This window comes from Shewanella sp. SP1S1-7, from assembly GCF_031932105.1.
GTDB classification, from domain to species: Bacteria; Pseudomonadota; Gammaproteobacteria; order Enterobacterales; family Shewanellaceae; genus Shewanella; species Shewanella baltica.
In genome coordinates this window covers 46,373-58,549 of the sequence record NZ_JAUOEU010000001.1, presented here as the reverse complement: position 1 = coordinate 58,549, position 12,177 = coordinate 46,373, and the positions used below count along the sequence as shown (strand labels likewise).

The following is a 12,177-nucleotide window of genomic DNA, read 5'->3' as shown; positions in this document are numbered from 1 at the left end:
ATTAAAAGGGAACACAATGGCGTTTAAAATAGCCTCATCACCCCATGTAACGCGTAACTTGCATACCTCAACGGTCATGCAAAGGGTGATTTTATGTTTACTGCCGGGCCTTGTCGTGCAATGTGCCTTTTTTGGCTGGGGCACACTTGTGCAAGTCTTGCTGGCGATCCTCGTTGCCTTGAGCTGCGAAGCCGCTGTGATGAAACTTCGCAATCGTGATATCAAAACGAGCCTTAGCGATAACAGCGCCATGCTCACCGCCATCTTAATTGGCGTTGCCATTCCGCCCCTCGCCCCTTGGTGGATGATCGTCATGGGCACCGCCTTTGCGATCGTGATAGTCAAGCACCTCTACGGCGGCTTAGGGCATAACCTGTTCAACCCTGCGATGGCGGCATACGTGCTGCTGTTAGTTTCGTTCCCGGTGCAAATGACCACCTGGATAGCTCCGAGTACCGTTGCACTGCATTCACCAAGCCTTGTTGAAAGCTTGCAGCTTATCTTCAATGTTGGCGCGCACGTGAATATGGAGCAGTTCCGTTTAGGCATTGATGGCATGACAATGGCGACGCCACTCGATACCCTCAAAACCGATTTATCCATGGGATTAACCACTACAGAAAGTCTCACCAAAGCCATTTTTGATGGCAGCACAGGTGTAGGTTGGTTCTGGGTCAACTTGGCTTATCTTGCTGGCGGGTTAGTGTTGCTTAAACTTAAAGCTATTCGCTGGCACATCAGCACTGGCGTGTTATTAGGCCTCTTTGTGGCATCGAGTATTGGTTTCTTACTCTCACCCGATAACCAAGCCAGTCCGTTGCTGCATTTGTTTTCTGGCGCAACCATGTTAGCGGCGTTTTTTATCGCCACCGATCCCGTTACTGCCGCAACCAGCCCCCGTGGCCGCATTATCTTCGGCGCGTTAATTGGTGTGTTGGTGTATATCATCCGCACGAAAGGCGGTTACCCTGACGCCTTTGCCTTTGCCGTATTATTGGCTAACCTCTGCGCGCCCTTTATTGACTATTACGTGCGTCCACGCACCTATGGCCATTCAACGAACTAAGGTCATGCTAAGCGATAGCATCATTCAGCGGGCAACGAGAGCTTAAGGAAAAAGAGTTGAAAAATCCGATGATTAAAAATGGTTTTTTATTGGCATTGTTTGCCTTGATTTGCACTGGGCTCGTCGCCGCAGTCAATCAACAAACCGTCGATAAAATTAAGCAGCAAGAACAGCAAGAGTTAATGCGAGTGTTACATCAATTAATTCCTGATGAAATGCACGATAACGAGCTAACGGCTCAGTGTACTCTGCTGCTAGATAAAGACGCATTAGGGACTGACAGCCCAATGCCCGCCTATATTGCCACTCGAGCAGGCAAACCTGTGGCCATCGCCATTGAAGCCATCGCGCCAGATGGCTATAACGGCAATATAAAATTAATTGTAGGTATCAAAACAACAGGTGAAGTCCTCGGTGTTCGCACCTTAGCCCACCAAGAAACACCTGGGCTTGGTGATAAAATCGATCTGCGTAAATCCAATTGGGTCACTCAATTTGTCGGAAAAGTGTTAAGCTCGGCAGATGATAAACAATGGTTGGTTAAAAAAGACGGTGGCGATTTTGATCAATTCACTGGCGCAACTATCACCCCGCGTGCTTATGTCAAAGCAGTCAAGAACGCAGTAGGATATTTCAATAATAACCAAGCGCAAATTTTCAGCCAACCACTAAATTGTGAGGCTAACCATGGCTAATTATCGCGAAATTGCTTGGCAAGGTTTGTGGAAGAATAATCCTGGCCTAGTGCAACTATTAGGCTTGTGCCCGCTGCTTGCGGTCACAGCGACGATCACGAATGCGCTTGGGCTTGGCCTAGCGACTATGTTGGTGCTGATTGGCTCTAATATTTTAGTGTCACTGGTGCGCGACTATGTGCCCAAAGAAATTCGTATTCCAGTATTTGTGATGATCATCGCCGCGTTAGTGACCACAGTGCAATTGCTCATCAATGCCTATGCCTACGGTCTGTATTTATCCCTTGGGATCTTCCTGCCATTGATTGTGACCAACTGCATCATTATCGGTCGCGCCGAAGCCTTTGCCTCGCGTAATAACGCCTTTAGCGCTGCCTTCGATGGTCTGATGATGGGACTCGGTTTTACCTTAGTGCTGACCGTATTAGGCGCAACGCGGGAAATCTTAGGTCAAGGCACACTGTTTGATGGCGCCGATCAACTGCTCGGCCCATGGGCAAAATCCTTAACCATCCACTTATGGCAAGTCGACACTCCTTTTCTACTCGCTATGCTGCCACCTGGCGCATTTATCGTGATGGGACTATTGATTGCATTGAAAAATGTGATTGATAAAAAAATCAAAGAACGCCAGCCTCAAGTCGCCGCAGAACCCAGTGTTACCCGCGCGCGCATTACTAAGGTCGGTTAGGCTTTCAACCTAACACCTCCTATTCAAGCATCAAAAAGAGTATTATGTTCACCGCTTAATGTGCGCTCAGCGCACATTAAGCGACTGGAATTGAGCCATATAATTTTAAACATACGCACTCAACATAAGCACTCAAAGCATAGGAAATCAGCGGGTCTAGGTTTTAGCTCGTTCAATCATGATTAATGGCCAATTGACAATAAATGATTAACAGTTGAATCCAACAACCGCGCAGGAATCGTACATGAATCAAGAAAAACGCATCCAGATCCTCACCCGTCTTCGCGATAACAATCCGAAACCTGAAACCGAGCTCAATTTTTCCAGTCCCTTCGAACTTTTAGTCGCCGTGACCTTATCCGCCCAAGCGACGGATGTGAGTGTCAACAAGGCAACGGACAAACTCTTTCCTGTAGCCAATACCGCCCACAGCATTTATGCCTTAGGCGTGGATGGATTAAAGGAATATATCAAGACGATTGGCCTGTATAACAACAAAGCCATCAATGTGATCAAAGCCTGTGAGATCTTGATTGAGAAATACAATGGTGAAGTGCCTGAAAACCGCGAAGCACTTGAGTCCCTGCCCGGTGTAGGGCGCAAAACGGCTAACGTAGTGCTCAATACCGCCTTTGGCTGGCCAACCATCGCCGTCGACACCCATATTTTTCGCCTCGCCAATCGCACTAAATTTGCGCCCGGCAAGAACGTGGTTGAAGTGGAAGAAAAAATGCTAAAAGTGGTTCCCGCAGAATTTAAAGTCGATGTACATCACTGGTTTATCCTGCATGGCCGCTACACTTGCCTTGCGCGCAAACCCCGCTGTGGTAGCTGTATCATTGAAGACTTGTGCGAATTTAAAGAAAAAATTTATCCTGAAGAGTAAGCTTCGAATCAACTTAGTGGAGCAAATTGACGTTTCAGCATTGTTTTCACATTGATTAGACTAGATTTCAGACAAACAAAAAGCCGCAATAGCGGCTTTTTTGTTTAACTTGGAGCTGGGTTAACTCAAACTAATATTAGTCGTTAAAACATTGAAACAAAGAACGCGCTGAAAAATAAAGCAATTACAACTGTAGTGCCTAAGGCCATTTTAACTTCGGTGTTCATCATTCACTCTCCTAGTTGGTATGGCTGTATTATCGTCAACCTCGCGGTAAAATCCCATGTTTGTCTCTGTGTTTTGTGAGCAACAGCCAATTTATCGGCAATTTTCTTATCACAATCCGCAAATTAGCCCGTCGACAGCCAGCGTTTTCCTATCCTAACCAATCGAATTGATCAAGTGTGATAAAAACACCATGGATGAGATTTGTGGTCATGCGCAGAGACATTTTTGATATACTCCCCACCGGAATCTATTTAGAGAGAGGACCTATGTCGCAACTATTACACACTATGATCCGCGTCGGTAACTTAGAACGCAGTATTGCTTTTTATACTGAAGTGCTCGGCATGAAACTACTTCGCACCTCTGAAAATCCAGAATACAAATATTCTTTAGCTTTCGTAGGTTACGGTGAAGAGTCCACAGGCCAAGCCGTGGTTGAACTGACCTATAACTGGGGCACTGACAAATACGATTTAGGCACTGGCTTTGGCCACTTAGCAATTGGCGATGAAGATATCTACGCCCGTTGCGCTGCTATTGCCGCAGCCGGAGGCAAAGTAACACGTGCACCAGGTCCAGTCGCAGGTGGCACCACAGAGATTGCCTTTGTTGAAGATCCAGACGGTTATAAAATTGAGTTCATTCAAATGAAGTCAGCGACTCAAGGTTTAGGTTAAGTCTTGTCACCTGAGCAAGAAGATTAACTGAGCTAGATTAAGTGAGCAGAACTGTTCGCTAAATTATAAATGCCGAATCTTAATTCGGCATTTTTGTTTTTATACTTTTATTTTGCGTTAAACATAAAACAAGCCAGCAATTCACCACTCGCGCCATGCGTTTAAGCTGATTTTATCGACTTATCGACGCTTTATCTTGTCCACTAGTCGTCTTTTTCACGGGTTTACTCATCCCTTTACGGCTGAGGATGCGCTTAAGCCAAGGCGTGCGCCACAGCAGCAACACACTAAAACCAACGATATACAGACTTGGCTCGATGATTTCCGATTTTACCGACCAGTAAAAATGGATTGGCGCTAATATCGCGACTAAATACACCCCATTATGCAAGGTTTGCCAACGACGCCCCATCTTACGCATCAAGGCTTTAAACGAAGTTATCGCCAAAGCGGTGACGATAAGATAAGCCACTGCGCCGACTAAAATATACGGCCGTTTTACCACCTCGCTAAACAGTAATTCCCAAGCAAATAACAGATCTAAACTAAAAAACGCCAAGATATGCAAGGTGGCATAGGCAAACACATATAAGCCCACTAAACGGCGAGTCTGCATCAACAGCCCTTGCTTAGTCAGCTTGGCAATGGGTGAAATCAGCAAGGTCGCCGCTAAAGCATTTAACGCACCTATGCCTGTGTAGTGAATAATATGCTGCACAGGATCGCCGCCCGCACGGCCTAACACGACAGTGAGCACTAGGTAGACGATGGGCACTAAACCCAGCAAATGAAATAACGCTTTTAGCCAAAACAAGTGCTTAGCGGTTAATCTCAACATAGGTCATCCCCACTAAATGGCATATTTTCAAACAAACCAAACATCAATAGTTTTTCCTCAGATCCATGCCGTCATACAGTGAAGCCACAAACTCGCCGTAACCGTTGAACGGCTGGGTATCGATGCGGGTTGCTGAGAATAATCCCCCTTCGCCGATACGACGTTCACTGGCCTGTGACCAGCGTGGATGATCCACCGCCGGATTCACGTTGGCATAGAATCCATATTCATGCGGAGCAAGTTGATTCCAACTTGTTGGCGGCTGTTTATCCATCACGCGAATTCGCACTATCGATTTAATGCTCTTAAAGCCATATTTCCACGGCACCACCAAGCGAATGGGCGCGCCGTTCTGCGGCAGCAGGGTTTTGCCATACAAGCCAACCGACATTAAGGTTAAATCGTTCATGGCTTCGGCTATCGTCAAGCCTTCAACATAAGGATAATGAATACCACCGCCCATTAATCGGCTCTTCTGCCCCGGCATTTGCTCGGGATCAAAAGCGGTTTCGAAGGCGACATACTTGCCCTTGCTGGTCACACCGACTTTTTTCAATAATGCCGCCAGCGGAAATCCCACCCAAGGGATCACCATGGACCAAGCTTCAACGCACCGCAGACGATAATTACGCTCCTCAAGCGGGAACATTTTGGTGAGATCATTAAAATCTAACGTCATGGGGCGTTCGACTTCACCTTCAATACGCAGTTGCCAAGGATCAACTTTAAAGCCTTGGGCATTATTGAAGGGATCTTGCTTATCCGTGCCAAACTCGTAAAAGTTATTGTGTTGCGTCACCTTATCAAGCGGGGTTAACACATCGGCATCACCGTATTGTTTATTAGTTTGGAAGGTCAATGGTGTCGTGATAAATGAGGACTTAGGCTGATCGCCAAATAGATCGAACAATCCGGCCTGCACGTAACCGGGCACACTGGCACCAATAGCACCAAGCCCCATGGCTTTCACAATCTGCCGGCGCGAGCGAAACACCGCTTCGGGTGTTACTTGGTTGTCTTGCATGTGCCACTGCGCTTTTTTAAGAATACCTGGGGTAAAACGGGAATGTTTAGCCAATTGACACCTCTACCATCCAATGATTAACGCCACCGAGTCGCGATAAAATCTTATCTGGCGCTCGTCTGTATCGCTCACTTTTATGCTCACCTTAATATAGACAGGTAAAAGCCAGAAAAACTTTCCACCCGTGAATAAATTCACCTTAAACGTATAAGACTTGCTCATTCAAGCATTAAGCGCAGATATAGTTGATTAAAGGGCTTGAAGCCTGTTAGGGGGCATGCGAACCTAAGCGCCAAAGCTAAAGGAGTGCTATTGATCATGCCATTTTCTCAATCTTTTTCCGTCGCCGAAATCATCGGCCTTCTCGCCATCGCCTTCTTAGGCCTGTTGATCGGTGCCCTGCTCAACCAAAGACTCACCCGCCAACGCTGGCAACAACATAAAGACCAACTTGAGCAAGAGATGCGTCAAGTGAATGAAGATGCTGAATTATCCTTAGCACAGCAGCAAATTTTGGTCGATGACAAAGAAGCGCAACTACGTCAATACCAACAGCGCCTTGAGCTCAAAATTGAACAATTAGGTAAAGCCGAGGCCCTAGCCGAACGCGTTCCCACCTTAGAGCAGCAATTAAATGACAGCCAGCGCCGTCAGTTAGAAATTCAATTGGCCCTGTCGAAATCCAATGCCATGCAGCAAACCATTCAAGCCAAGGCCGATGCCCAGCAAGAATCACTGCAGGATAAAATTGCCAGCTTAGAATCGGCCGAAGTGCGATTAAAGACCCAATTTGAAAACCTCGCTAATCGCATTTTTGAAGAACGGAGCGAAAACTTTAAGCATCAAAATGCCAGTCAACTCGAAGGCGTGCTTGGGCCATTGAAACAGCAGCTTGAAGGATTCAGACAACAAATTCGTGAATCCTACACCCACGAACAGTCCGAGCGCAGCGCCCTTAAACATCAACTTGAGCACCTGCGAGATCTCAATTTGAAGATGAGCCAAGATGCAATCAACCTGACCAAAGCGCTTAAAGGTGATAACAAGCAGCAAGGTAACTGGGGTGAAGTGATCCTCGATCGCGTCCTGCAGGAAAGCGGCCTACGCGAAGGCCATGAGTACCATACCCAACAAGAACTCAAGGATGACAATGGTAAGCGCTTTAAGCCGGATGTGATTGTGCATCTGCCAGAAAATAAAGACGTGGTCATCGACGCTAAAATGTCCTTGGTCAGTTATGAGCGCTACTTCAACAGTGAAGATCCGGCACTGCGCCAACAGGCGATTAATGAGCATGTGATCTCGATTCGCAGCCACATTAAAGGCTTAAGTCAAAAGGATTATCAAAATCTGCACGGGCTTAAGAGCCTAGATTATGTGTTGATGTTTATTCCTATTGAACCGGCATTTTTACTGGCGTTAGAGCATGACCCTAGCCTAGTGAATTTCGCACTTGAGCAGAATATCATGTTGGTAAGCCCGACGAATTTACTGGTAGCCCTGCGCACCATTAACAACATTTGGCGCTACGAATATCAAAACCAACATGCGCAAACCATTGCTAAGCAAGCGGGTCGAATTTACGACAAGTTATGTGGTTATATTGAAGACATGGAAAAACTCGGCCGCGCCTTAGATAACGCCGAAAAAACCTATCACAGCGCCATGAACAAGCTGTCATCGGGCAAAGGCAATCTAGTGCGTCAAGCCCACTTAATGCAGCAACTCGGGGTCGATACCAGTAAGCAGCTGGATAAAATGCTATTAGAAAAAGCGCTTAATGAAGCCCAAGACGACAACGATACACAGGATGACGCGGAGCAGACGCTGCCGCCAACGCGCGATCCTAAGGACACAGAACTCGAACCCGCATAAATCCAGAATGAGATAGAGAGTTGAGAGACTGAGTTGATTACAAAGTTGAAAAACCTAATTGATTAATAGAGTTAAACACTCACCAATAACCTTGAATCGATACGGACATGTCGATTGATACCTTGATGCCCGGAGGCAAACGCTCCATGTGCAAAGCCGTGATGAATGTGGTTATATCCAGCGCAATATTGCTCGCAGGCGCCTTGAATGCCCCTTCTGCATTCGCGTTAACGCCAACGCAAAAAACTTTCCTTGAGGCCGAAAAAGCCTTAAAGAAACAAGACTATGAAGTCTATAAACCCCTACGAGCAAAATTAGGTAATTATCCGCTCGCGATTTATTTAGACCATGATATCGACATAGGCGATCTCAATGGTTTGCATGGCGCTGCGGCAAAAAATCTGATTGATAAGTATCAAACAACGCCTATGTACAACAGGTTAAGGTCTAAATACTTAAACAATGCAGGAACCCAAAAACGTTGGAATGATTATCTTGCGATAAGTCCCGATGCTCCTACCGACATCCGCCTGCAATGTTATTACTACGAGGCAAAACTCGCCAAGGGCGATGTAAAGACGGCTTACGCGGCGGCGCAATCACTCTGGGTGTTTGGTAGTTCGCGGCCAAAGGAATGTGATCCCCTGTTCAACGCTTGGACCAAAGCAGGTAAACGCACTCAAGATGTGATCTGGGCGCGGATGATGCTGAGTTTTGAAACTGGCGAAACCAGTCTGCTGAGCTTTTTATCCCAGAAAATCACCACCCATAACAACGAAGCAAAGCGTTTAGTCGCTGTCTATAAAGATCCAAACAGCCTACGCCATACCGAAAAGTTTAAGGATAAAAATCCGATTGTGGGTGACATAGTCGCAGCGGGATTAAAACGCCTTGCCCGCAAGGATCTCGACCAAGCCATCAATTTGTATGAACGGTATCAAAAGGCCAATCGTTTTACGCCAGCACAAGCCCAACAGCTGGATAAATACTTAGTTCGCCGTATCTTAATCGAACAAGATGATAGCCATAAAAGCTATGTTGACAATGTGCTGGCCGAGCTGAAAAGTGACGACTTATTTGAACGCCGCTTAAGATGGGCCATTCGCGATCACGACATGCGCAGCATTGCCCGTTACTTGAACTTGCTGCAACCAGAAACCTTAGCTAAAGAACGCTGGCAATATTGGCTCTATCGCACCAATGCCAAAGATGCGCCTGAAAGTGCCACTAAGGCTCTTGCGACAATCAGCAATGAACGTAATTTTTACGGTTTTGCCGCCGCACAATTTTTAAATAAACCCGTCTCGCTGAATCAAAGCCCAGAGCCTATCGTCGACGCCAGCAGCCAAAAATTAACCGATGATCTGGGTTTTGTGCGGGTGCAAGAGCTAATGGCGCTGGACCGTTATTTCGATGCGCGCTATGAATGGATTTCGCTACTAAAACGCAGTGACAATACGATGCGAGCCCGTTACGGCCGTTATGCCCATGAGCAAGGCTGGTATGATTTCGGCGTCGAAGCCAGCATACAAGGTAAGTTGTGGGATGACATTCCCCTGCGCTTCCCGATGGCGCACCAAGAAGGTTTTGAGCATGCCAGTAAAAAGCACAAAGTCAACATAGATGAGATTCGCGCGATCAGCCGCCGCGAGAGCGCGTTTTATCTGTACGCGACCTCAGGCGTGGGTGCCCGCGGCTTAATGCAAATTATGCCAGCAACCGCTAAAGCAACCGCCAAGAAACATGGGGCTAAATATAGCGATCCTAAGGATCTTTATAGCGCCGAGCTTAACCTCAACCTTGGCAGTGCTTACTATGCCCAGTTGTTGAAGGAGTTTAACCAGAACCGTATCCTCGCGACCGCCGCCTACAATGCCGGCCCGTCACGGGTACGTCGCTGGTTAGCAAATTCAGATGGCAAACTCGATGCTATGGGCTTTATCGAAGCCATTCCCTTCACTGAGACCCGTGAATATGTGCAAGCCGTTTTCAGCTATCGATTGATTTATGAAGCGCAGGAGCAAAAAGCGCAGCCATTATTCAGCGAAGCTGAACTTAAGTTTGCTTACTAACTCGCAACCTAAAATGGAACTCGATACTCAGCAGTATCGAGTTCCTACTTTTCAGCATACCCTAAGATAATGCTCATGCTTTAACCGCCTAAAATTCTTAATGATATTCTCTAAATTCAAATCATTAGCAAAGCGAATAATTATTCAGCAGTCACGCCGTTTTATCGTAAACTTGTTTGCACTGCGAGTGATTAAATGCGAATAATTAGTATTAATGCATTAAGACTCCCATTAGACCCATGATTAACCTTAGCTCGTTAACACTCAGCTGCGAATACCAACCCTTTGTTGATCCCCATACGTTAGCCATCGACGGCTATGAAGCCTTAGCGCGTTTTTATCTACCTAATGGCGATGCGGTTGCACCCAATATCGTGTTCGAGCAATTGCATGAATCCACAGAGTTGCTCGCCGCCGTTGAATATCAAGCCAAGGCATTTCAACTCGCTCACGCGCCCAGCCAGCAGCGTATTTTTATCAATGTCGATCCCCACGCAGTCGATGGGCCACATACTGCCAAGCTTATAAAGCTGCTATCGCAATACCAGCAAATTACAGTCGAGATCATTGAAAACACTTGCATTAGCGATGCTCAGCTGGCCAATCAGTTATTCGGCCAATTTAAACAAGCGAATATCCAAGTAGCGCTCGATGATATTGGCGCGCCCCACTCCATGCTTTGTGTTGATTTGATGATGAATGTGGACTATCTCAAGTTCGATCGCCATTGGTTAACGCACATCACGCATCCTGAAGGCGTCCAGTTACTCATAGCGCTGATTAACTTTGCCAAACAAACCAATAAACAGTGCATTCTAGAAGGCATAGAAACCGAAACCCAGCTAGCGTTTGCGCGAGACATAGGCGTCGACTTAGTCCAAGGATTTTTATTTAAATCTTGGTTTATTCGCCCCACCCGCAGTCAAACGCTGTGTCTTGCCTAAATCCAAGCGCTAACCTTTGACTTGGTGCCACGAGCACACGCAAGCCTAAACGTCATTCAGTCGAGTAATTGATTTCGCACTAGAAATGCCACTGGATAAGCAGGCGATGATCCGCCATAGTGGTAAAGCTTGTCTGCTTTCGCATGCACTTTCAGTTACGCTTTTAAATGTATTAGGAGTCGCCCGTGGCACAATCTGGGATCAGCGAATTACTACATCAACTCGAACAAGTGTTGCTGGGCAAACCAAGGCAAATTCGGCTTGCTTTGGCCTGCATTCTCGCCCGCGGCCATCTGCTGATTGAAGATTTACCCGGCATGGGTAAAACCAGTATTTCCCATGGCATAGCCCAAAGCTTAGGCTTGAGTTACCAAAGAATTCAATTTACCAGCGACATGCTGCCCGCTGATATTCTCGGCGTGTCGATTTTTGATAAACATCAGGCGCAATTTATCTTCCATCCAGGGCCGATTTTTAAGCAGATGATCTTAGCCGATGAAATTAACCGCGCCAGCCCTAAGACACAAAGTGCTTTACTCGAAGCGATGGCCGAACAACAAATTTCCGTCGATGGCATCACCCACAGATTGCCCAATCCTTTCTTTGTGATCGCGACTCAAAACCCCACCGATCAATCCGGCACTTTTCCACTGCCAGAATCGCAGCTCGACCGGTTTATGATGCGTCTATCAATTGGTTATCCGAGCCACGACGCCGAACTTGCGATGCTGAAGAGCAATCATAACCACTTAACCTTAGATCAACTGCCCCAATGCTTGACACCACTGGCCTTAATGCAACTGCAAGAACAGTGCGACAAGGTCAGCGCTTCCGATGCCTTACTCAATTACATTCTGGCCTTAGTGAATTTTTCTCGCAGCCAAAGTGACAGCGTGGGTTTATCGCCTCGCGCTACCAAAGCATTATTGCAAGCCGCTAAGGCATGGGCTTTTTTAGAGGGGCGACATTATTTAGTCCCTGAAGATGTGCAAGCGGTATTTTGCTGCGTGGCGGAACATAGACTCAGAACCAGTAGCCAATTACAGGGTGAAGCCCTATCCGAGCGAATTCTGGCGAGCGTTAATCCCATCATGTAGCGAACCGCTGCCATGAACAATATTGTGAAGGCATTCATTAACTGAGCAATAAAATCGAGCTGTTAAAGCAAGCCATTCAATCAA

General features: G+C 46.7%; 11 protein-coding genes. 9 read left to right on the top strand and 2 right to left on the bottom strand.

All coding sequences use genetic code 11. From position 1 onward, the window contains the following. Window positions 1–16: 16 nt before the first annotated feature. The 5 genes from rsxD (at window position 17) to gloA (ending at window position 4,243) form a co-directional block, all read left to right on the top strand. Window positions 17–1,066 (top strand): electron transport complex subunit RsxD, encoded by a 1,050-nt coding sequence (rsxD, locus tag Q4Q49_RS00200; protein ID WP_220592905.1) that lies wholly within the window; start codon window positions 17–19, stop codon window positions 1,064–1,066. 56 nt (window positions 1,067–1,122) lie between these two features. Then, a complete protein-coding gene (rsxG, locus tag Q4Q49_RS00195) occupies window positions 1,123–1,761 on the top strand; it encodes an electron transport complex subunit RsxG (protein WP_106650416.1) in 639 nt (212 codons plus the stop codon). Beyond that, complete coding sequence (locus Q4Q49_RS00190; RefSeq protein ID WP_311998340.1) at window positions 1,754–2,452, top strand: electron transport complex subunit E; 699 nt, start codon at window positions 1,754–1,756, stop codon at window positions 2,450–2,452. Before rsxG ends, Q4Q49_RS00190 begins: the two co-directional genes overlap by 8 nt. Window positions 2,453–2,696: 244 nt before the next feature. Beyond that, on the top strand, window positions 2,697–3,338 hold the full coding sequence (gene nth, locus Q4Q49_RS00185) for an endonuclease III (protein ID WP_106650414.1): 642 nt from the start codon (window positions 2,697–2,699) through the stop codon (window positions 3,336–3,338). Between the two features lie 494 nt (window positions 3,339–3,832). Further along, a complete protein-coding gene (gloA, locus tag Q4Q49_RS00180; protein WP_006087315.1) occupies window positions 3,833–4,243 on the top strand; it encodes a lactoylglutathione lyase in 411 nt (136 codons plus the stop codon). A 172-nt stretch (window positions 4,244–4,415) separates the two neighbouring features. Here gloA and msrQ read toward each other — a convergent pair whose 3' ends face one another. Then, complete coding sequence (gene msrQ, locus Q4Q49_RS00175) at window positions 4,416–5,081, bottom strand: protein-methionine-sulfoxide reductase heme-binding subunit MsrQ (RefSeq protein WP_107947439.1); 666 nt, start codon at window positions 5,079–5,081, stop codon at window positions 4,416–4,418. A gap of 43 nt (window positions 5,082–5,124) precedes the next feature. Further along, window positions 5,125–6,159 (bottom strand): protein-methionine-sulfoxide reductase catalytic subunit MsrP, encoded by a 1,035-nt coding sequence (msrP, locus tag Q4Q49_RS00170; RefSeq protein WP_311998339.1) that lies wholly within the window; start codon window positions 6,157–6,159, stop codon window positions 5,125–5,127. 264 nt (window positions 6,160–6,423) lie between these two features. On the opposite strand from msrP, the gene rmuC reads away from it, so the two are divergent. From rmuC to Q4Q49_RS00150, 4 genes are all read left to right on the top strand, one after another. After that, the gene (gene rmuC, locus Q4Q49_RS00165; RefSeq protein ID WP_012089123.1) at window positions 6,424–7,980 is read left to right on the top strand and encodes a DNA recombination protein RmuC; all 1,557 of its coding nucleotides are present in this window, start codon (window positions 6,424–6,426) and stop codon (window positions 7,978–7,980) included. A 146-nt stretch (window positions 7,981–8,126) separates the two neighbouring features. Continuing rightward, window positions 8,127–10,052, top strand: a complete 1,926-nt coding sequence (locus Q4Q49_RS00160) for a transglycosylase SLT domain-containing protein (protein WP_300483161.1) — start codon at window positions 8,127–8,129, stop codon at window positions 10,050–10,052. Window positions 10,053–10,291: 239 nt separating this feature from the next. Beyond that, entirely contained in the window at window positions 10,292–10,996 is a 705-nt protein-coding gene (locus Q4Q49_RS00155) for an EAL domain-containing protein (protein WP_311998338.1), read from the top strand. Between the two features lie 185 nt (window positions 10,997–11,181). Then, complete coding sequence (locus Q4Q49_RS00150; RefSeq protein WP_259504960.1) at window positions 11,182–12,093, top strand: MoxR family ATPase; 912 nt, start codon at window positions 11,182–11,184, stop codon at window positions 12,091–12,093. Window positions 12,094–12,177 lie beyond the last annotated feature (84 nt).

Bases quoted from the DNA above. Each gene is read 5' to 3' on its own strand.
- rmuC (WP_012089123.1), top strand. From the start codon at position 6,424: ATGCCATTTTCTCAATCTTTTTCCGTCGCCGAAATCATCGGCCTTCTC.
- Q4Q49_RS00155 (WP_311998338.1), top strand. From the start codon at position 10,292: ATGATTAACCTTAGCTCGTTAACACTCAGCTGCGAATACCAACCCTTT.
- Q4Q49_RS00190 (WP_311998340.1), top strand. From the start codon at position 1,754: ATGGCTAATTATCGCGAAATTGCTTGGCAAGGTTTGTGGAAGAATAAT.
- msrQ (WP_107947439.1), bottom strand. From the start codon at position 5,081: ATGTTGAGATTAACCGCTAAGCACTTGTTTTGGCTAAAAGCGTTATTT.
- Q4Q49_RS00160 (WP_300483161.1), top strand. From the start codon at position 8,127: ATGTGCAAAGCCGTGATGAATGTGGTTATATCCAGCGCAATATTGCTC.
- nth (WP_106650414.1), top strand. From the start codon at position 2,697: ATGAATCAAGAAAAACGCATCCAGATCCTCACCCGTCTTCGCGATAAC.
- rsxD (WP_220592905.1), top strand. From the start codon at position 17: ATGGCGTTTAAAATAGCCTCATCACCCCATGTAACGCGTAACTTGCAT.
- gloA (WP_006087315.1), top strand. From the start codon at position 3,833: ATGTCGCAACTATTACACACTATGATCCGCGTCGGTAACTTAGAACGC.